Annotated in this window: 19 protein-coding genes and 1 tRNA gene; 14 read left to right on the forward strand and 6 right to left on the reverse strand. The window is 34.8% G+C overall.

Annotated features, from left to right (window positions below; genetic code table 11):
* Nucleotides 1-41 precede the first annotated feature (41 nt).
* From H2O64_RS09415 to H2O64_RS09425, 3 genes are all read left to right on the forward strand, one after another.
* Entirely contained in the window at nt 42-1,103 is a 1,062-nt protein-coding gene (locus H2O64_RS09415; protein ID WP_187561939.1) for an acyltransferase family protein, read from the forward strand.
* A gap of 6 nt (nt 1,104-1,109) precedes the next feature.
* Nucleotides 1,110-2,498 (forward strand): phosphoglucosamine mutase, encoded by a 1,389-nt coding sequence (glmM, locus tag H2O64_RS09420; protein ID WP_187561940.1) that lies wholly within the window; start codon nt 1,110-1,112, stop codon nt 2,496-2,498.
* A 262-nt stretch (nt 2,499-2,760) separates the two neighbouring features.
* Entirely contained in the window at nt 2,761-3,231 is a 471-nt protein-coding gene (locus tag H2O64_RS09425; RefSeq protein ID WP_187561941.1) for a hypothetical protein, read from the forward strand.
* Here the strand turns inward: H2O64_RS09425 and H2O64_RS09430 are convergent, their stop codons facing one another.
* Together H2O64_RS09430 and H2O64_RS09435 are read right to left on the reverse strand one after the other, a co-directional pair.
* Entirely contained in the window at nt 3,232-3,723 is a 492-nt protein-coding gene (locus H2O64_RS09430; protein WP_187561942.1) for a hypothetical protein, read from the reverse strand. It abuts the gene before it with no gap.
* A gap of 16 nt (nt 3,724-3,739) precedes the next feature.
* On the reverse strand, nt 3,740-4,636 hold the full coding sequence (locus tag H2O64_RS09435) for a lysophospholipid acyltransferase family protein (RefSeq protein ID WP_187561943.1): 897 nt from the start codon (nt 4,634-4,636) through the stop codon (nt 3,740-3,742).
* A 63-nt stretch (nt 4,637-4,699) separates the two neighbouring features.
* On the opposite strand from H2O64_RS09435, the gene H2O64_RS09440 reads away from it, so the two are divergent.
* Nucleotides 4,700-5,332, forward strand: coding sequence for a rhomboid family intramembrane serine protease (locus H2O64_RS09440; RefSeq protein ID WP_187561944.1), 633 nt, complete (start codon nt 4,700-4,702; stop codon nt 5,330-5,332).
* A 49-nt stretch (nt 5,333-5,381) separates the two neighbouring features.
* Complete coding sequence (locus H2O64_RS09445) at nt 5,382-6,530, forward strand: SGNH/GDSL hydrolase family protein (protein WP_187561945.1); 1,149 nt, start codon at nt 5,382-5,384, stop codon at nt 6,528-6,530.
* Between the two features lie 73 nt (nt 6,531-6,603).
* On the opposite strand, the gene H2O64_RS09450 is transcribed toward H2O64_RS09445, so the two are convergent.
* From H2O64_RS09450 to H2O64_RS09460, 3 genes are all read right to left on the reverse strand, one after another.
* Nucleotides 6,604-6,685 (reverse strand) — tRNA-Tyr (locus H2O64_RS09450).
* Nucleotides 6,686-6,886: 201 nt separating this feature from the next.
* Nucleotides 6,887-8,029, reverse strand: a complete 1,143-nt coding sequence (locus tag H2O64_RS09455; protein WP_187561946.1) for a redoxin domain-containing protein — start codon at nt 8,027-8,029, stop codon at nt 6,887-6,889.
* A gap of 80 nt (nt 8,030-8,109) precedes the next feature.
* Nucleotides 8,110-8,583 (reverse strand): hypothetical protein, encoded by a 474-nt coding sequence (locus tag H2O64_RS09460; protein ID WP_187561947.1) that lies wholly within the window; start codon nt 8,581-8,583, stop codon nt 8,110-8,112.
* A 103-nt stretch (nt 8,584-8,686) separates the two neighbouring features.
* On the opposite strand from H2O64_RS09460, the gene H2O64_RS09465 reads away from it, so the two are divergent.
* Nucleotides 8,687-11,605 (forward strand): FAD-binding and (Fe-S)-binding domain-containing protein, encoded by a 2,919-nt coding sequence (locus H2O64_RS09465; RefSeq protein ID WP_187561948.1) that lies wholly within the window; start codon nt 8,687-8,689, stop codon nt 11,603-11,605.
* A gap of 332 nt (nt 11,606-11,937) precedes the next feature.
* Here the strand turns inward: H2O64_RS09465 and H2O64_RS09470 are convergent, their stop codons facing one another.
* A complete protein-coding gene (locus tag H2O64_RS09470; RefSeq protein ID WP_187561949.1) occupies nt 11,938-12,777 on the reverse strand; it encodes a hypothetical protein in 840 nt (279 codons plus the stop codon).
* A gap of 321 nt (nt 12,778-13,098) precedes the next feature.
* Between H2O64_RS09470 and aroC the strand changes: the two genes are divergently transcribed.
* From aroC to H2O64_RS09510, 8 genes are all read left to right on the forward strand, one after another.
* Complete coding sequence (aroC, locus tag H2O64_RS09475) at nt 13,099-14,160, forward strand: chorismate synthase (RefSeq protein ID WP_187561950.1); 1,062 nt, start codon at nt 13,099-13,101, stop codon at nt 14,158-14,160.
* Entirely contained in the window at nt 14,160-14,666 is a 507-nt protein-coding gene (locus tag H2O64_RS09480; protein WP_187561951.1) for a hypothetical protein, read from the forward strand. Before aroC ends, H2O64_RS09480 begins: the two co-directional genes overlap by 1 nt.
* 36 nt (nt 14,667-14,702) lie before the next feature.
* Nucleotides 14,703-16,010 (forward strand): dicarboxylate/amino acid:cation symporter, encoded by a 1,308-nt coding sequence (locus H2O64_RS09485; RefSeq protein ID WP_187561952.1) that lies wholly within the window; start codon nt 14,703-14,705, stop codon nt 16,008-16,010.
* Nucleotides 16,011-16,077: 67 nt separating this feature from the next.
* Complete coding sequence (gshB, locus tag H2O64_RS09490) at nt 16,078-17,109, forward strand: glutathione synthase (protein ID WP_187561953.1); 1,032 nt, start codon at nt 16,078-16,080, stop codon at nt 17,107-17,109.
* Nucleotides 17,109-17,933 carry a sulfurtransferase gene (locus tag H2O64_RS09495; protein ID WP_187561954.1) on the forward strand — a complete coding sequence of 275 codons (825 nt, stop codon included), beginning with the start codon at nt 17,109-17,111 and terminating at the stop codon, nt 17,931-17,933. Before gshB ends, H2O64_RS09495 begins: the two co-directional genes overlap by 1 nt.
* 8 nt (nt 17,934-17,941) lie before the next feature.
* Nucleotides 17,942-18,376 carry a hypothetical protein gene (locus H2O64_RS09500; RefSeq protein ID WP_187561955.1) on the forward strand — a complete coding sequence of 145 codons (435 nt, stop codon included), beginning with the start codon at nt 17,942-17,944 and terminating at the stop codon, nt 18,374-18,376.
* Nucleotides 18,377-18,385: 9 nt separating this feature from the next.
* Nucleotides 18,386-19,213 (forward strand): N-formylglutamate amidohydrolase, encoded by an 828-nt coding sequence (locus H2O64_RS09505; protein WP_187561956.1) that lies wholly within the window; start codon nt 18,386-18,388, stop codon nt 19,211-19,213.
* Between the two features lie 14 nt (nt 19,214-19,227).
* Nucleotides 19,228-20,385 carry a flavohemoglobin expression-modulating QEGLA motif protein gene (locus H2O64_RS09510; protein ID WP_187561957.1) on the forward strand — a complete coding sequence of 386 codons (1,158 nt, stop codon included), beginning with the start codon at nt 19,228-19,230 and terminating at the stop codon, nt 20,383-20,385.
* The last annotated feature ends 64 nt before the right edge of the window (nt 20,386-20,449 follow it).

Consider the following 20,449-nt stretch of genomic DNA (forward strand, 5'->3'; position numbering starts at 1 on the left):
GAATATTTTTCTAAGAATATTATATTTGTAAAAAAACATACTTGATACTTCCAAATTTAAACCCATTACGTTTTCTATTAGCGTTCACTGTAATGATTTTTCATATTCCTCAATTTTTTAAGAATAGAGGTTTGCCATATTTTGATGATTTCTCAGTATTTCATAAAGGAACAGAAGCTGTGTATGTATTTTTCGTATTAAGTGGTTTTTTAATCATTCGTTTATTATATCGAGAACGAGAAAATACAGGAAAAGTAGGTATTAGAAAATTTTATATGAGAAGAATACTCAGGATTTATCCATTGTATTTTTTAATTATGATCGTCGGCTTTTTATATTACAATGTAGTGTTGGAATATTTGGGAATTCCGTATGCAAACGATTATGACATTGTAAACGCTGTGTTATTGTATACTTTTTTCTTACCGAATGTGGCTTCAGGCTTGTATCAACCTGGTGGCGCTATTGAGATATTGTGGTCAATAGGAATTGAAGAACAGTTTTATTTATTCATTGCGCCAACATTAGCGTATTTAAATAAAAGATTTTTCAGTACATTTTTGATCATTTTTACGCTTGGATACTTTGTCCTTTTTGCGACTGATATTTTTCCGTTCTTACGTAAGTTTGACTTTTTATATTTTTATTTCTCAACAGGCGGATTGTTTGCCATTCTTCATGAAAAATACGACATTGGAAATCGCATACATAAATATTTTAAAGTATTGATATTATTAGTATTTACATTGTATTTTTGCACGAATATTTTACAAGGAATTAACCTAAATTTATATCACTTTATAGGAATGATATTGTTTAGTTTTGTAATATTGACGTTGAGTTACAGTCCTGTGATTAATATTCGAAATTCCTTTGTGAATTATTTAGGGAGAATATCATACGGAATATACATGTATCATGCGCTTGTTATGCAATTGATAGGATTGGTACTGCTAAAATTGGTTGACAAAATACAAATGCCAGACTTTGTAGTTATCCTACTTTCGTACGGACTTGTATTTGGTGTAACCATCATTGTATCGCATTTTTCGTATGTATATTTTGAAAAACCGTTTTTAAAATTAAAAAATAAATTTAGATAATATATTATGACTTTAATCAAATCAATTTCAGGAATTCGTGGAACTATAGGAGGAAAAGTTGGTGACAATTTAACACCAATCGATGCTGTAAAATTTGCAAGTGCTTACGGAACTTGGTTGAAAAAAGAATATAACAAATCTGAACTTACAGTAGTTATTGGTAGAGATGCCAGAATTTCTGGAGCGATGATTCAAAATTTAGTAGTAAATACCTTGGTTGGTTTAGGAATTGACGTGATCGATTTAGATTTGTCAACAACACCAACGGTAGAAATAGCAGTTCCTTTGGAGAAAGCTGATGGTGGAATCATTTTGACAGCAAGTCACAATCCAAAACAATGGAACGCTTTAAAATTACTAAATCATAAAGGAGAATTTTTAAATGGTGCTGATGGCGCGAAAATTTTAGAAATTGCAGAAAGTGATGCGTTTGACTTTGCTGAAGTTGACGATTTAGGAACAGTAACGCGAAATGATGCCTACATTGATATTCATATTGATGAAGTGCTAAACCTTTCGTTAGTGGATGCAGAAATCATCAAAAAAGCAAACTTTAAAGTAGTGGTTGATGGTGTAAATTCTACGGGAGGAATTGCCATTCCAAAGTTATTACGCGCATTAAACGTGGATGTGGTAGAATTATATTGTGATCCAACCGGACATTTTCCGCACAATCCAGAACCATTGAAAGAGCATTTAACGGATATTTCTGAATTGGTTGTCAAAGAAAAAGCAGATTTAGGTGTTGTCGTTGATCCAGATGTAGATCGTTTGGCATTTATTTGTGATGATGGCGAAATGTTTGGCGAAGAATATACCTTAGTTGCTTGCGCAGATTTTGTGTTAGGTAAAACAAAAGGAAATACAGTTTCAAACTTATCATCTTCAAGAGCGTTACGCGATGTTACTGAAAAGCACGGCGGAATGTATCAAGCGAGTGCTGTTGGTGAAGTAAACGTGGTTACGTTAATGAAAGCAAACAATGCTGTCATTGGTGGTGAAGGAAATGGTGGAATCATTTATCCTGAATCACATTACGGAAGAGATTCGTTAGTTGGCGTTGCGTTATTCTTGACACATTTGGCAGAGAAAAAAATGACTGTTCGCGCATTGCGAGATAGCTATCCAAGTTATTTTATGAGTAAAAATAAAATTCAATTAACACCAGAATTAGATGTTGATGGAATTTTAAAAGCGATGGCTGAAAAGTACGTAAACGAAGACGTTTCTACGATTGATGGTGTAAAAATTGATTTCCCAGAAAACTGGGTTCATTTACGTAAATCTAATACAGAACCTATTATCCGAATTTACACGGAAGCGCAGTCACAGTCAGCAGCAGATGAGTTAGCACAACGAATCATTAAAGAAATTGAAGCAATTGCAAATTTGTAAGCATAAGTGTTAAAGTATACTAAGAAAGCTGTCCATTTGGATGGCTTTTTTTATTTTAGTGAAATAAATTTTTAAGAAGCCAGTTTTGGCGAACTCAAAATTGTATGTTGAACTAACTCCGTTGTAGAACGGAGTCTTGGATGTCTTAAAAAGAATGATTAGAGGACGCTACGAAAATTCTATGTACTAGTTAGGTAGACCATAAATGTAACAAAATACACAAACACACTACTTATTTAGTATGCTTACAAAACAAACCATTATGGAAACTACATATACTATTTGGAAAAACGAAACGATTCATACAATTGAGGAAAAAACAGCTTCTTTTACAGAGGCACTTCACAAAAAAGCTGAAACAGATTATTTAAAACGATTGCTAGAAAAAATGGCAACACATGCTTCTTCTTCTGAAGCTTTGCACGATTTTCAAGAACAAATGGATGTGCTTGTTTTGGCAATTCCGACAGTAGCAGGTTTTAGTGATAAACAACTTCGTCGTGATTTTATGAAAAAGAAAAGTAAAATCAAAAATACGGCAACGATCAAACATAAATTAGTGCACAAAGGCTATTACATGAGTATATGGATGGCTTTGGGAATGGCATTTGGTATGCCTTGGGGCGTTGCTTTTGGTAACATTGCATTGGGTTTACCAATTGGTTTGGCGGTTGGACTTGCTATTGGAACTTCGTTAGATAGTAAAGCAGCGAAAGAAGGTAGAGTAGTGTAATTATGTTAACTTTCGATAGTAATCTGTAATCTTACTTTCCAGTTTTCGCATATTGTGTATTGAAATTGGCAATACATTCTCAATCAATTCTGGTACTGCATCACAAATAATAAAAGTTTGAGTCTCTTTTTCCATTTCAATGTACGTAAATTCTAAATCTTTTCCAGAAATAGCAACTTTTGCGCCTTTAAATAATTTGTAATCAGCTTCGTATTCAATAAACTCAGGAGTTAATGTAATGATTTCTTTTCCGAACGAATTCCATAAAATTGTTCTCAAAAAAAAGTATGCAAATGCCCAAGTAAAAGCGGCTATTAGTACTATTGAGAAATGAAGCCCTAAACCTTCTGAAACTCTATATATTGCAACAAATATTGGGATTAGTAAAAATATAACCATCAAAATTCCCAAAACGATTCGTATAATCATTGGAGATTTTGCCCCAACAATTACAATTTCATTTTCTTTAAATTCTACTGTGGAAGCTTTCATGAAAACTATAAATTAACTATTTCTGATACTCAGGCGGTACTTTATCGCGGTGTTTCCAGCGTTTATGAACCCAATAATAATATTCTGGAGCTTCGTATAATTGCTTTTCTAATTCTCTGTAAAACAACTCTGTAGGTTCGTTTTCAGGATAATTTTTAATTCCTTCTGGTGTTAATGGAATGAAAGTTCCTTGATAATGTCCGCGCTTTACTTTTTCAATCTTAAAATAAATAAAAGGCATATCAACTTTACGCGCTAAAACCTCAGAACCGTTAAAACACGGAACCGTAATATTCATAAAATCAGTCCAATAATAATGCGGTAATGGTTTTGGTGATTGATCACTTACCATATAATAAATGGCTAATTTTCCATCAATTTGATTCTGTTTGATGGTTCTAAATGTATCTTTAGTGGTAATTAAGGTAGAATTTCGCTTCTCGCGAATATCACGGACTAATTTATCAAAATACTTGTTTGTCAATCTTTTATAAACTCCATATCCGTGTAGCGAAACATATTCCTTTACAATATTCATCCATTCCCAATTGGCATAATGTCCAGAAATTAAAATAATGCTTTGTCCTTGTCGCTCATATTCGTTGAGTACTTCAATATTTGGAAATACGAATCGTTTCCGTAAAGATGCATCAGAAATTGTCAATGATTTGATCATTTCCAAAAACATATCACACAAATGATGGTAAAACTTCTTCTCAATCTTCAAGCGTTCTGCATCGCTTTTCTCAGGAAATACCAAGGCTAAATTTTCACGTACAACTTTCTTCCGATATCCTACAACATAATAGACAAGTACATAACAAAAATCAGAGAACAGATATAATAACCGGAATGGAAGAATAGAAATCAACCAAAGTATTGGGTAAATAAGAATGAACGCGATAAGCTGCATAATAAGTGTACAAAATTTAGGCAAATATAGCTATATTTGGCACTTAATAAAGGCTAAAATAAGATGAATTTAGAACTCGTAACTATTGGAGTAATTGTGGGGAACGTTTTGATATCACTCAAAGGGTTTGATGATTATGCTTTTCGAAGCACATATATGTTCAATGTTGGCGCCATTCATCGCGGAGAATATTTGCGCATGATTACGTCAGGATTTTTGCATGCAGACATACAACATTTAGCATTTAACATGATTACACTGTACTTTTTTGCGGGTGGCGTTGTCCATTCATTAGGTGCTACAAATTTCTTATTAATCTATCTTGCGAGCTTACTATTGGGAAGTTTACTTTCATTTTACTTTCATAAAGATGAACATCATTACAACGCTTTAGGTGCAAGTGGCGCCGTTTCCGGAATTTTATTTTCGGCAATTCTCTTACGACCAAATATGATGATAAACATTGTTATTCCTGGATATCTATTCGCAGTCGGATACTTATTATTTTCCATCTATGGAATGAAAAAAAGATCAGGAAACATTGGTCATGATGCGCATTTTGGTGGCGCTGTCGCGGGATTTGTCATTACGTTGGCACTTCGCAAAGAAATACTCTATCAAGATACATGGATTGTGATTGCAATGGCAGTTCCGATCATTATTTTATTTGTCATGAATAAACTTGGGAAGATTTAATGCGAATCTTCAAAGAGCAATCAAATTAAACAGTAAAATAGCAACGAATATGAAGAAGTTCCTGAAAAATCTAAAAAAGTATTTGATCATCTTTGTAATTACGCTGATTTTCTTAGAAATTGGTTCGTATCTCGTATTGCGATTTACAGGTTCTTCAAGTTCAAAAACGACTGAAACAAATACTTCATACACGCACATTCCGTTAACAATCTATAAAAAACAGACCGAAAGTGGCGCTATTCAAACGGTAAAAACAGCTGTTGTTCCCGTAAAAGAAAACTATTCTTCACGTTGGGCATACAGAGAATTCAATGTATCTGTCAAAACGAATGCAAAAGGATTGCGCGAAAACACTACGTATGACAACAAAGATGTTCAGGTTGCTTTCTTTGGCGATTCGTTCACGTTTGGTCATGGTGTAGAAGTAGAAGAACGCTATTCGAATGTATTTGCAGATTCACTTCAAAATTACAACGTTGCAAACTATGCGTATTTAAGTGGTTTTCAACCAGAACATTACGAGTATTTTGTACGAAACAATACCGATTTACGCCCAAAACATGTAATTGTTGGAATGTACATCGGAAATGATATGAGTTCTGACGTTTTAGAAACAAATTACGACAGAGCAGCAAACACGCTAGAAATTCCATTGCGAATGATTTCGGATGATGGTTCTATTTACAATGCACCAAAATTATATGTATTTCCAATTAACAAACTAATCAAATACAGCTATTTCACGAAATTGGTCGTAAAAACTGTAAATCGTACGCATTACCGTGACATGTTGTTTGAAAACCTCTTGCCGAATGCGCCCAATAGTGTTGCGTTAGAAACGGGAAAAGAAGATTTAACCGAAAATAGAGGAATTGTCGCTTTGCAAGAATTAGACAAAATTGTCAAAGAACGCGGTGGAAAATTGACGGTAGTTTTAATTCCTCAGAATTATTTCTTCTCCAAGAAAAATCCACACATTCATGATGAATTAAAAGATAAACTTCAAGAAGTCATCAATGGTGATAATAGTTACAAAGCCATTAAAAGACAATTAACAACTTTCCATATAGATTACTTAGACCCAATGCCTGTATTGGACGAATCTTCTTATTTTGATGAAGATGCTCACTGGAACAAAAAAGGGCATAAGCAAGTAGGTGAGGCGTTGGCGAAGCATATTAAAGCGATGCAAGAGTAGCTTCATAACAACGTTTATTAGAAAGTATTAAAACCAAAAAAACCGATCAAATTTTGATCGGTTTTTTGTTTCGTGGGGAGAGCAGGATTCGAACCTGCGAAGACGTAGTCAGCAGATTTACAGTCTGCCCTCGTTGGCCGCTTGAGTATCTCCCCAACACGTACGATTTGTTTTTAAATCGGTTGCAAATATACTATTGTTTTTGAACCATGCAAATAAAAAATATACGTTTTTTTAAGTAAAAAAGTAACTTGCTGAAAATCAGATTTTGAAATGTTGAATTAATGAATGTTAAATTTTAAATTAAAAAATAATTTCACCTAATACCTAATACCTAATACCTAATACCCGAAAAACTACTTTCCAAGCAACTCTTTAATCTTCGCTTCTAATTGAGCGCCACGTAAATTCTTTGCTACAATCTCTCCTTTTTCATTCAAAATAAAAGTTGAAGGAATAGAGCGAACATTATAACTACGTGCAATTCCGTCTTTAAAACCAGCTAAATTTGAAACTTGGTGCCAAGGCAATCCATCTTGTTCAATAGCGCGAATCCAATCTTCTCTTGCATTTCTCTGATTTACACGACCATCTAAAGAAACACCAATAATTTCCAATCCATCAGCATGATACTTATTGTAGATTTTCACCACATTCGGATTCTCTTTACGGCAAGGTCCACACCAAGCTGCCCAAAAATCAATAACGGTTACTTTTCCTTTAATATCATTCAAAGAAATCGTTTTTCCTTCCGGATTTGGCGCTGAAAAGTTTGTGGCAACTGAACCAACTGAAGCTCTTAATAATTCAGTAATTTTAATAAATAAATCTTCCGAAACTTTGGCTTTTTTCATGTCATTCGGAAGTCCATCATAAAATACTTTAGCTTTTGGCGCAGTTGTCAATTTGTTTCTCAACAAACGATTCACGATTAACACAGAAATATAGGATGTAGGATGCTTTTTTACATAGTCTTCCTGGTAGGTAAGTCCTTCTTTTTGTAAATCAGACATCTGCTTTCGAGCAATTACAACAGAATCGGTCAATTTTAACTTTATGAATTCTCCATAACGTTCCCTAGCTTTAATAATCTTAGCGCTTAATATTCTAGAACCTGAAATAAAATCAGTATATTCTTGGTTGTGCTTACCGCCAGATACTTTTGATTGCGACAAGCTGTCTTTATAGGCTTCAACTTTTACATCACCTTCTTCTAAAATAACAGAAAAACTTCCTTGAGCACCATTTACAAACACATAGCCCATTTGTGGATACTCAACTTCTCCAGTAAATATAAACTTGCCATTTTGTACAATTGCAGTATCTTTTGGTACTGGTTTTCCATTTTCATTATGAACTTTTAAAAATGCACGAACACCGTCAGGAGTACCGATAATAGTTGTTTCTACTGCAAATTTTTGAGGTTTACTTTCTGTTTCCGCACAGGAAGTAAATAGTAACATACTAGCAATACATGCGATTAAAAATACTTTTTTCACGTTTGTATACATTTTATATTGAATAATTTAATTGTTAAACGCGCAAATTTAACCAAATGTGTAGAATTTCCCTAGTAAAATTAAAATTGATAACGGACACCTAATGCCAAGTCCATATCAAGGTCATCATTGAATCCTTTCTCAAAGCCAAATTCAGGTCGTATGTCCAATGAAAGTTGCAGTGGGAAATCAAAATTATACTCAATTCCAACATCACCAGCGAAGAATGCATAAAAACCGTCATTCGTAGCATTTCGGTTGCTATTCCAACTTCCAATTCCGCCACCAGCACCAGCATACCAATTAAATCCTCCATCAATATTCCAAACCCATTGATACAATCCTGTAAGCCTATATGCATCATAATCGTCATTATCTTTCCAGCCTAAATCGAGTTCCAATCTATTAGTGTCGCCTAATGCACGTTGATACGAAATTTCGGTTCCAAATCCGTTATTTCCTCCAATTCTTAAACCGATGGCATTCTCTGCAATCTGTTGTGCAGAAGCCAAATATCCTAAAAATAAAATACTTAAAATAACTAACTTTTTCATCTGTTTATGTTTTAAAATTACAGTCTTGTTAATTCTTGTATTATAACTAAAAAAATAAGTTTATATTGCTGAAAAATTTACAAAAAGCACTCAAATCAGTAGGATGAAAGCGAAATTGGAAGAATTGAAGCAGGTCTTTGCAGGTACTATTTTTTATGACGATTTACACAGAATTTTATACGCTACTGATGCTTCCGTATATCGCAAATTACCGTTAGCTGTTGCGTATCCTAAAAATAGTGACGATCTAAAAACGTTGATAAATTTTGCTGCTAAACACAATACTTCCTTAATTCCGAGGACTGCAGGAACTTCTTTAGCTGGACAATGTGTTGGTGAAGGTATTGTAGTGGATGTTTCTAAACACTTTACTCGAATTTTAGATATCAATGAAACGGCAAAAACGGTCACTGTTCAATCTGGCGTTGTCCGCGATGAATTAAATGCGTATTTAAAAACCTTTAATTTATTTTTTGGACCAAACACATCAACGTCCAATCGGTGTATGATTGGTGGAATGGTCGGAAACAACTCATCTGGAACGACTTCGATTCAATATGGCGTAACGCGTGATAAAATTGTTTCAATGGATGTGTTACTTTCCGATGGATCGGAAGTTACTTTTGGAGAAATTACCACAGAAGAATTTCATCAAAAACGTGCGTTAACGACCCTTGAAGGCGCTATTTATCAAAAAATATACGAAATGCTGATTGATAAAAACAATCAAGCGAGAATACGAATTGAATTCCCAAAAGCGACCATTCATAGAAGAAATACAGGCTACGCCATTGACGAATTGCTCAATGCTGAACCTTTTACGAAAGATGGCGAACGCTTTAATATGTGCAAACTACTTTCTGGAAGTGAAGGAACCTTAGCGTTTACGACTAAAATTACATTACAATTAGACGAATTGCCACCAACACATCATTGTGTAGTTGCAGCACACTATGAAAGCATTGAAGCTTGTTTACAGTCGGTTTCACTCACAATGCAACATAATTTGTATACCTGTGAAATGATGGATAAAATCATTTTAGATTGTACAAAGTCAAATCTGGCGCAAGCCAAAAATAGATTTTTCGTAAAAGGCGATCCACAAGCGATTTTACTACTAGAATTACGATCAACCAACATAGAAGACTTAGAAAAACAAACCGCTGATTTATTGGCTTCTTTAAAGAAAGAAGGAAAAAGTTACCATTATCCAATCTTAAAAGGTGACGATATTTCTAAAGCAATGGAATTGCGAAAAGCAGGTTTAGGTTTATTGGGAAATATTATTGGCGATAAAAAAGCCGTGGCGTGTATTGAAGATACTGCAGTTGCGTTGGAAGATTTATCAAATTACATTGCGGAGTTTTCTGAATTGATGGCGAAGTACGAGCAAAAAGCAGTGTATTATGCGCATGCAGGCGCAGGAGAATTGCATTTGCGTCCAATTTTGAATCTAAAGAAGAAAGAAGATGTTGTATTATTTCGAAAAATAACGCGTGATGTTGCCAAATTGGTCAAAAAATATAAAGGTTCATTCAGTGGTGAGCACGGCGATGGAATTGTCCGTGCGGAATTTATTCCAATCATGATAGGTGAGAAGAACTATGAATTACTAAAAGATGTCAAAAGCGTATTTGATCCAAAAAATATCTTCAATCCAGGGAAAATCGTAGATGCAGCCAAGATGGATACGTCTTTGCGCTACGAAATCGATCGGGAAGAACCTGAAATAGAAACCATATTTGACTTTTCGGACAGTGAAGGAATCTTGCGAGCAGCTGAAAAATGTAATGGTTCGGGCGATTGTAGAAAACCTGCTTCCTTTTCAGGAACGATGTGCCCAAGTTACAGAGCTACAAAAAACGAGAAAGATACCACACGCGCAAGAGCAAATGCATTGCGTGAATTTTTGACACAATCCGAGAAAGAAAACAAATTTGATCACACAGAATTAAAGGAAGTTTTTGACTTGTGTTTGAGCTGTAAAGCCTGCGCAAGCGAATGTCCAAGTAATGTAGATGTTGCCGCTTTAAAAGCAGAATTTTTACATCAATATTACAAATCGAACAAGCCCACTTTTCGTGATAAAGCGTTTGCATTTTCAACGAAATCAAACAAATTGGCAAGTAAGTTCCCGGGACTTTCAAACTTTGTAAAAACCAATAGTTTTACCTCAAAAATCATCAAAAATAAACTTGGCGTTGCCGCTGAACGTACATTGCCAATTAATTCAAGTAAAACTTTAGATAAAATAATTCAAAAAACTTTAAATCAATTAAATATAAATAGTTCAAAAGCTAAAAAAGTATATCTTTTTAGTGATGAATTTACCAACTATTTAGAATCTGATATTGGACAAGATGCGTTAATCGTTTTATCGGAACTTGGATATGAAATCAAGCATATTCCACATGAGGAAAGCGGACGCACCTTCATTTCAAAAGGTTTCCTAAAGGAAGCTAAAAAAGCAGCAAACGCAAATGTGAATCTGTTTAAAGATATTTTGAATGAAAATGCTGTTTTAGTCGGAATTGAGCCTTCAGCAATTCTCACTTTTCGCGATGAATATATTCGTTTGGCAGACGATAAAGAAGCCGCAAAGCAAATTGCGAAGTATGTATATTTAATTGAAGAATTTTTAGCTGCTGAAATTCAAGCGGGCGAAATCACTTCGGAATCGTTTACACAAGAAGAAAAAAACGTTAAAATTCATGTGCATTGTTACCAAAAAGCACTGTCGAATCAGAAATGTACGTTTGACATTTTGAATCTTCCCAAAAACTACAAACCAACCATTATTGCTTCTGGTTGCTGTGGAATGGCAGGTTCATTCGGATACGAAAAAGAACATTACGAAGTTAGCATGAATGTTGGCGAACAATCACTGTTTCCTGCAGTTAGAGCAGCAGAAGTAAATGCAATCATTGCTGCAAATGGCACAAGTTGTAGACATCAAATTAAAGATGGAACACAAAAAGAAGCGTTGCATCCGATTACGGTTTTGAGACACGCTTTGCTTTAGACGTGCTTCGCTCTTGGAACGCTTTGCTTTTAGACTAGTTCCCGCGTAGGCGGGAATCTTTTAGAACGCTTCGCTTTTAGACTTGCTTCGCTTTTTGTACATTAGACTTCTTAGTCGTCAAGCTGAACTTGATTCAACTTCTCATCATGCTTCGACAATTTCAGTATTAAGAGTATTTCTCGATACAATTTTTCTTCATTTCATTCCAAAAAATCACTCGAAATGACGATTGTGATTGAATTTAAAATATTTTTCTAACAATCTAACAATCTAACAATCTAACAATCTAACAATCTAAACAATCCAAGAAGTCCAAAAATCTAAGTAAGTCTTTAATTAACCAAATACGAAGTCAATTCTTCAACATTCGTCCCTGAACCACTCGTAGGAATCCCTAGATTGATATTGAACGTTTGTAAAAGTGCTACGGTTGTTGGGTTTAACGTAAAACGAATTTCTGATTCCGCTTTTAATAATCCAACATTTGGACCGTAATATGCACGTGTAGTCAATACATCTTGCGGATCAAGAATAGAAAATGTTGTAGGATTTCCTAATATATCAACAGACGTACTCACGCTTAGTTCCAGTTTTAAATCCACCACTTCAACATCAGAGAATGATTCGCCATTTACGGTAAAACTCGCCAAGCGTTCAATTTTCTCTGAACTTAAACTGTATGCAATTGTAATTGGAAATCCTTGAAGATCTTGCGTAAACATATCTGAAGAGGAGAAAAGAGTTGTATTATCTGCAACACTTGAATCATATAAAACAGCGCCTTCAAAAGGAATGGCGGCAATGCCTAAATCAATTGGAAAATCCAAACTTCCATTCAGTGTAAGCGCAGTTCCTTGCTCAGTAAGTGTTCCATTTGCTAACAAAGTACTCATTGAGCCACTTGCAATATTATTCGCGTTTACGTCTAACATAAATGTATCTCCGCTTCTTGAAGCGACATACAATGAATCTTCTGCTGTAGTAACAGCATTTGCATTATCAGTAATCGAGACATCGTAATTCCAGTAATTATTTACACTCGCAGGAAAATAATTTGCAGGCAATACAGGTGTTTCTAATCCGTCATCCGTAGTTGCGGGGTCATCACTACTTCCACACGAAGTAAGTAGTGTCAGTATGCAAATTCCAAAAGCTTTAGCTATGTTTTTCATCAGTAGTATTTAAAGTCGTCAAATTAAGTGCTTCCTACGACATATACAATACTTTACAGGATGTTTTTTTGAAAAAGAAGGAGTTCAAACACTAATTTTATGGACGATCAAAACCATTTTTATTTTTCGTTTTTTCACGAAATCTTATTTCACAAGACAAATAAATCGCAAACGACAAAATTTGATGAAAAATAGTGTGAAGCTTAGTTGCTTGAATGTTACCAATTTATCAATAGAAATGGTCAAATGTTAAGTAAATTTCACCCATTTGTTGGGTTTTTGAATCTGTTAGATTAAATTTACAATTGTTAAAAATAGGCTATGGCAGGAAATACCTTTGGATCAGTATTCAAATTGACCACTTTTGGAGAATCGCATGGAGCAGCAATTGGCGGAATTATTGACGGTTGTCCAGCAGGATTAGAATTAAATATGGAAATGATTCAGGAGGAAATGAATCGTAGAAAACCAGGACAATCTGCCATTGTTACGCAACGGAAAGAACCAGATGCGGTTGTTTTTTACTCGGGAATCTTTGAAGGAAAAACAACAGGCGTTCCTATTGGATTCGCTATTCACAACACTAATCAGAAATCACACGATTATTCACATATTAAAGAAACCTATCGTCCATCGCATGCAGATTATGTGTACGATCAGAAGTACGGACATCGCGATTATAGAGGCGGCGGAAGAAGTTCGGCTCGCGAAACAGCATCTAGAGTGGTGGCTGGCGCAATTGCAAAACAATTTCTTTCAGGTATTAAAATTAATGCGTTTGTATCATCGGTAGGAGCGATTTCTTTAGACATTCCATATCAAGAATTAGATTTTACGTTAACAGAAAGCAATCCTGTGCGTTGCCCAGATCCAGCGAAAGCTGCAGAAATGGAGGCAAAAATTAGAGAAATTCGTAAAGAAGGTGATACTATTGGCGGAACCATTACGTGTGTTTTGCAAAATGTCCCTGTCGGATTGGGAGAACCCGTTTTTGATAAATTACACGCCGAACTCGGAAAAGCCATGTTATCCATCAATGCCGTAAAAGGTTTTGAATACGGAAGCGGATTTGAAGGTTCCAAAATGAAAGGAAGCGAACACAATGATATTTTCAACGCAGACGGAACGACAAAAAGTAACCTTTCTGGCGGAATTCAAGGTGGAATCAGCAACGGAATGGATATTTATTTCAGCGTAGCTTTCAAACCTGTGGCAACCATTATGCAAAAACAAGATACCATCAACAAAGATGGAAATATTGTGGAAATGACAGGAAAAGGGCGTCATGATCCGTGTGTTGTGCCAAGAGCCGTTCCTATCGTAGAAGCTATGGCAGCATTGGTCTTAGCGGATTATTACTTATTAAACAAAACCATCAAATAATGAGTGTAAAAGACTTTTTCGTAGCTGTTGTTAAAATATTCGCCATATACATTCTCATTGAAGGAATTATTCCGGTTATATCAAATATTATTTATTTTAATCAAATAGATGACGCAACGTTTCTATTTGGCTTTATTGGGGTCATTTTACTCTTTTTTGCAATTGTGTATTTGATGCTTGCATTCGCAGCAAAAATTGTAAGCTTTTTACGATTAGATAAAGGGTTTGAAGCAACACAATTCGATTTTTCTAAAACAGATAGCAATTACATTGTAGAAATAGTCATTGCAATGATGGGTGTTTATCTCTTATTTACTACAATTCCCTACATATTACAAGATGGTTACACACTATTAAAAAGTAACGTAAACAGTTATAGTTTTGCTTTTAAAAGTCCTGAAGTACTTAAACAAAACTTATATAACAATTTATTATATATCTTAGTTGGAATAATTATTCTATTTTTAAGGAAACCAATTGCAAATATATTTACTTCAAAATCATAACAAACTCACGTTTCACAAACGAATCACTTAGCATATATGAAAAAAATGGCACTACACTGGAAAATTATTTTAGGAATGGTTTTAGGAGTCCTTGTCGGATTGCTCATGACTACTTTTGATGGAGGAAAAGAAATTGTTCAAGATTGGATAAAACCTTTCGGAAAAATGTTTATCAACTGTCTTAAAATGATTGCTATTCCTTTAATTCTTGCAGCATTGATAAAAGGTGTTTCAGATTTAAGAGATATTTCTAAGCTCTCAAAAATGGGCGGAAGAACCATTGGTGTTTATATCATTACTACTGTTATTGCAGTAACTATTGGTTTAATGCTTGTAAATATTGTCCAACCAGGAAAAGCGATTTCAAAAGAAACGCGAACAGAAATGATTGAAAATTATAGTGGAGACACTACAAAATATAAAGAAACTGCAAAAGATCAGAAAAATGCTGGTCCATTAAAAGCGTTAGAAGATTTGGTGCCAGAAAACCTTTTTAAAGCGGCAACGGACAATGGAAATATGCTACAAATCATATTCTTTGCTATATTCTTTGGAGTTAGTTTGATCTTAATTCCAGAAGAAAAAGGAAAAACCGTTAAAAGCTTTTTTGATGGTTTCAATGAAGTCATCCTCAAAATGGTCGATTTAATTATGCTTGCAGCACCTTACGGAGTATTTGCATTGTTAGCAGCAATTGTTGTAGAATCGCCCAGTATAGACTTATTTATCGCACTTAGTTGGTATGCAATAACCGTTGTTGGTGGTTTGTTGTTGATGATATGTATTTACATTACAATCGTGTATGTTTTTACAAAAAAATCACCAAGATTCTTTCTTGATGGAATTTCTCCAGCACAATTATTAGCATTCTCTACAAGTTCTAGTGCCGCAACTTTACCAGTTACTATGGAACGTGTTACAGAACATTTAGGTGTAGAAGAAGAAGTATCAAGTTTTGTGTTGCCAATTGGAGCAACCATTAACATGGATGGAACAAGTTTATACCAAGCAGTAGCAGCAGTATTTATTGCACAAGCTTTTGGTATGGAATTAGATTTTGCAACGCAATTAGGAATTATAGCAACAGCTACATTGGCTTCCATTGGAAGTGCCGCGGTTCCTGGTGCTGGAATGGTAATGTTAGTAGGAGTTTTAGGATATGCTGGAATTCCAGAAGCTGGATTGGCATTAATATTTGCAGTAGACAGACCTTTAGATATGTGTAGAACTGTTGTAAATGTTACTGGAGATGCTACAGTTTCTATGGTTGTGGCCAAATCTGTTGGGAAATTGGGCGAACCAAAACCTAAAAATTGGGACGATAATTACGAAGCCGTAAAATAATTCTGTAAAAATCAACTATTTTATATAAATTTAAAAGATCAAATAAACCAACCAAAATATAACCTCAATGAATATCTGTTTCTTAATGTATCCTTGGGAAGAAATCGACCCAGAAAACGATACAAGTCTAGCTTTAATCAAAGAATGTGTAAAAAGAGGACATGGCGCTGCAATTTGTACGCCTTCTAACTTAACCATTCGTGATAGCGTAACCAATGCTTTTTGTACTGTAATTAGTAGAATGGATAAAGTGCCAAGCACATTAAAAGCATTTTATGGAAAAGCAGTATTGCGTGAAGAAATGCTTCCGTTAGCTGGTTTTGATGTCATATTCATGAGAGCAAACCCGCCATTAGATCCAATTATGTTAAACTTTTTGGATTCTGTGAAAGATGATGTATTCATTGTAAACTCGCTTCAAGGAATGCGAGAAGCAAATAATAAATTATACACAGCGGCTTTTGGTGATGCGCATAGCAACATTATTCCAAATACACATGTATCAAAAAATAAAGATTATTTAGTTGAACAAATTAAAGAATCGAAAGCTGATAAAATGATTCTAAAACCATTAAACGGTTTTGGAGGTTCAGGAGTAATTCTGATTGAAAAATCAGCCATGAATAACATTAAATCATTATTAGATTTTTACATTACGAGTGGCGATGGTTCATCTAACTACGTAATTCTTCAAGATTATATAGAAGGTGCTGATCAAGGAGACGTTCGAATTTTATTACTAAATGGCGAACCGATAGGAGCAATGCGTCGAATCCCTGGAAATGACGATCACCGATCGAATGTAAGTGCCGGCGGAACAATAGCAAAACATACGTTAACCAAAGAAGAAAAAGCATTGTGCAAACAAATTGGTCCAAAATTAGTCAATGATGGATTGTATTTTGTTGGAATTGATGTGATTGGCGGAAAACTCGTAGAAGTAAATGTAATGTCGCCAGGAGGAATTACATACATTAACAAAGTTTACAAAGCAAAACTACAAGAAAAGGTAATTGACTTTGTTGAAAGTAAAGTAACGGACAAACTACAAGCATTTGACAGACGCGTTCGACTGCGCAAAACGGTAGACGAAGCTTAATGAATATTCAATTAACGAATCCAATAGTATCAACAGATTGGTTGCACGAAAATCTTCATGCAACCAATCTTGTTATTTTAAACGGAACCATTCCGAAAGTGGTCAATGCTTCTTCGCAAGCAGAAACTCAGCAAATTCCCAACACACGCTTTTTTGATATTAAAAAAGTTTTTAGCGAACTAAATGCGCCATTTCCCAATACAATGGTAAGCGTTGCAACATTTACACAAGAAGCACAGAAACTCGGAATCAATCATGATAGTGCCATTGTTGTGTATGACGAGTTAGGAATCTATTCGGCTCCGAGAGTTTGGTACATGTTTAAATCAATGGGATTTGACAATATAGCGGTTTTAAATGGTGGGTTTCCTTTATGGAAAGAAGCTGGATTTTCTTCTGAGGCTAAAAAAACATACATTGGAAATCGAGGTAATTTTCAAGGAAAAGATCGTTTGGATTTGTTTAGAAACTTTGACAGAATGCTTCAAGAGGTTCAAAATAAGTCAAGCTTAATTTTGGACGCGCGATCAGAAGCACGATTTACAGGAAAAGTACCAGAACCGCGTGTAGGTTTGCGTAGCGGACAGATTCCGACTTCAAAAAATCTTCCATACACGGAACTTTTAGTAAGCAATCAATTCAAATCGAAAGCAGCACTAAAAGCAATTTTTGAATTGCTTCAAACTGAAGAATCACACTTTGTATTTTCATGTGGCACAGGAATTACCGCGTGTATTTTGGCGTTAGCCGCTGAATATGTAGGGTATAAAGAATATGCAGTTTACGATGGTTCATGGACAGAATGGGGGAATTTATACAGGTAAAATAATCGATGAAAGTATCAAATCTTACAGAAACTAGCAAAGAGAAAATTCTAGATGAACCTCTAAAAGAAGAAGTCCTAGCTGTGCATGTTGAATTAGAAACACTAAAACTCGCACGCAAAGGAATATTGAAAGATGCTGCTGTTTTAGGAACAATTGCAATTATTGTGATCTTAGTTGGATTGTATGCGCAATCAGTAGAATGGACTGAATTTCCTATATTTCAAGCAACAATTGCAGCTGGTGGAATTTTATTAGCAATCGCATTTCGACCGCTACAACACTATAAAAAACAGTTGGCTGCTGCCGAAGAAAAACAAAAAGACTTGGAAACGATCTTAAAAAAAGATAATTTAGAGTATAAAGCCGATGTTCGTATCACGCGCGATGTAAAAGGCGTATTTGATATTAAAAAAAGTATTAAACTATTTACGATTAAATAAGTTGTAGACATGGAAAAACTAACCATAGCGCAAATCATTGCAAAAATTCAAAACGAAGAACTATTTGAAGCAGTTTCATCAGAGTATTCTTTTACAATAAAAATTGACGCGTATGTTCCGTATGCATGCGGCGCTGTACACGACGGACATCAGTTTAGACGTGAACTTTGGGAAAACTGTATGCATACCGAATATGATCGTTGGTTTGAAGAAGATCCGGCAACGAAAGAAATGGTACAATCGCATCCAATAGTAATAGCTGGAATGGATTCACGTTTTGAGTACGACTTAAATCGTGCGCCCGAAAGTGCTATTTACGAAGACGCATGGGGAAAACAATTATGGCACAATCCGCTTCCTGAAGCAATGAAGCAAAAGAGTTTGGATAAACATACAAATTTCTACAAAGTAGTGCATGCATTGATTGAAAAACTAGAAGAAAAATTTGGTGTGTGTGTTGTATACGATATGCATTCATACAACTGGAAACGTTGGGATAGAGAAGTGCCAACCTTCAATTTTGGAACAGCAAATGTAGACAATGAGCGTTTTGGTGAAACCATCGAAGACTGGCGCAGCATGTTGTCCGAAATCAAATTGCCAAACGGAATTGCGTCCACATCAAAAATTAACGATACATTTCAAGGGAATGGGTATTTTTTAAAATTCATTACACAGCATTTTAGCAATACTTTAGTTTTGGCAACTGAAGTAAAAAAGATATATTGCGACGAAATTAATCAGATCATGTTTCCGGAAGTTGTTGCAGCCTTAGAACACGCATTAAAAGTGCTTGTACCAATGCATGCAGATAAATTCTACGCAGAATATAAATAAGAAGAATTGTACGAATGAATGATATTAATGTAGCGAGCAAAGTGCTTTTTGAAATAGACAATAACATAAACGACGTCGTAAAAAAGATCGAGTTGTTGAGTTATGTCAATCCTATAAACATAGAAGAAGAGAAAGAAAAATTCTTCAAATCAAAATACTTAACAGATCCAAAATTTAAGTATCCTGAAATTGATTTTGATCGTTTTCAATTGCATAGAACACTTATTTCACAACCAGTAGAGCTGATTGAAAACGAATATACTAGAGAGTTGTATGAAGATACAATATATGCGTATTCAGGACTGGTACAATGCATTCAAACCATTGGAACGAAACGAAAATTTTATTATAATAGTTTGCGTTCGTTTGGTACGCCAACAGAACAAGATGTAGAAAATGCAAAGTTCATTTTGCATTTTGAAGAAGAAGACGCTTCAGAAGCACAATTTCAACCAAAATATTCTCCTAAAGAAACGGAAGCACTTTTCCGCGAATATTCAAAACAATACGATTTTTCATATCAAATAAAATTTTCAAAAGATATGAGCGCAATTGCCATGGTGTTAAACAACATCAAAACGCTCGTTATCAATGAAAATCATACGTTTTCAGATAATGAAATTGCAGTGTTAACCAATCATGAAATTGGCGTGCACATGGTGACAACAATGAACGGATTGTTGCATCCGCTAAAAATATTCTCCAACGGATTTCCAAATTATGAAGAAACACAAGAAGGTTTGGCGGTTTTTTCAGAATATATGAGCAATAATTTGACCGTAAAACGTTTGAAAGAATTGGCGTATAGAGTTATTGCAGTTGACAGTTTGGCAAAAGGATATTCGTTTTCGACAACCTTTCGGAAGTTTGTCAACACCTATGATTTAGATAAAGAAACGGCGTTTAATATTTCGGTTCGCGCGCATCGTGGTGGTGGATTTACCAAAGATTATTTATACTTATCTGGATTGAAAAAAATCTATGATTACTATAAATCGGGTAAAGACATGAATCCGTTATTGCGTGGAAAAATTTCGTTAGATTATTTAGACAATATTGAATCCTTAGCAAAAAATGGTTGTGCTTTAGATTCCAAACACATTACAGATTCTTACAAGGAAAACAAAAATACTAACAAAACAGTTGATTTTATTTTAGAGAATTTGAAGTAACAATATTCAAACAATTCATACGTATAGATATATGAAGATTGTTTATCTTGTTAATCTCTTATTT

The sequence above is a fragment of the Kordia aestuariivivens genome (genome assembly GCF_014397005.1).
Taxonomy (GTDB): Bacteria; Bacteroidota; Bacteroidia; order Flavobacteriales; family Flavobacteriaceae; genus Kordia; species Kordia aestuariivivens.

What these genes read in the sequence shown, in the direction of transcription:
- H2O64_RS09460 (WP_187561947.1), bottom strand. Translation starts at nt 8,583, where the DNA reads ATGAAAAAGTTAGTTATTTTAAGTATTTTATTTTTAGGATATTTGGCT.
- gshB (WP_187561953.1), top strand. Translation starts at nt 16,078, where the DNA reads ATGAATATCTGTTTCTTAATGTATCCTTGGGAAGAAATCGACCCAGAA.
- H2O64_RS09500 (WP_187561955.1), top strand. Translation starts at nt 17,942, where the DNA reads ATGAAAGTATCAAATCTTACAGAAACTAGCAAAGAGAAAATTCTAGAT.
- H2O64_RS09470 (WP_187561949.1), bottom strand. Translation starts at nt 12,777, where the DNA reads ATGAAAAACATAGCTAAAGCTTTTGGAATTTGCATACTGACACTACTT.
- H2O64_RS09445 (WP_187561945.1), top strand. Translation starts at nt 5,382, where the DNA reads ATGAAGAAGTTCCTGAAAAATCTAAAAAAGTATTTGATCATCTTTGTA.
- glmM (WP_187561940.1), top strand. Translation starts at nt 1,110, where the DNA reads ATGACTTTAATCAAATCAATTTCAGGAATTCGTGGAACTATAGGAGGA.
- H2O64_RS09465 (WP_187561948.1), top strand. Translation starts at nt 8,687, where the DNA reads ATGAAAGCGAAATTGGAAGAATTGAAGCAGGTCTTTGCAGGTACTATT.
- H2O64_RS09435 (WP_187561943.1), bottom strand. Translation starts at nt 4,636, where the DNA reads ATGCAGCTTATCGCGTTCATTCTTATTTACCCAATACTTTGGTTGATT.
- H2O64_RS09505 (WP_187561956.1), top strand. Translation starts at nt 18,386, where the DNA reads ATGGAAAAACTAACCATAGCGCAAATCATTGCAAAAATTCAAAACGAA.
- H2O64_RS09485 (WP_187561952.1), top strand. Translation starts at nt 14,703, where the DNA reads ATGAAAAAAATGGCACTACACTGGAAAATTATTTTAGGAATGGTTTTA.
- H2O64_RS09480 (WP_187561951.1), top strand. Translation starts at nt 14,160, where the DNA reads ATGAGTGTAAAAGACTTTTTCGTAGCTGTTGTTAAAATATTCGCCATA.
- H2O64_RS09430 (WP_187561942.1), bottom strand. Translation starts at nt 3,723, where the DNA reads ATGAAAGCTTCCACAGTAGAATTTAAAGAAAATGAAATTGTAATTGTT.
- H2O64_RS09510 (WP_187561957.1), top strand. Translation starts at nt 19,228, where the DNA reads ATGAATGATATTAATGTAGCGAGCAAAGTGCTTTTTGAAATAGACAAT.
- aroC (WP_187561950.1), top strand. Translation starts at nt 13,099, where the DNA reads ATGGCAGGAAATACCTTTGGATCAGTATTCAAATTGACCACTTTTGGA.
- H2O64_RS09425 (WP_187561941.1), top strand. Translation starts at nt 2,761, where the DNA reads ATGGAAACTACATATACTATTTGGAAAAACGAAACGATTCATACAATT.
- H2O64_RS09440 (WP_187561944.1), top strand. Translation starts at nt 4,700, where the DNA reads ATGAATTTAGAACTCGTAACTATTGGAGTAATTGTGGGGAACGTTTTG.
- H2O64_RS09495 (WP_187561954.1), top strand. Translation starts at nt 17,109, where the DNA reads ATGAATATTCAATTAACGAATCCAATAGTATCAACAGATTGGTTGCAC.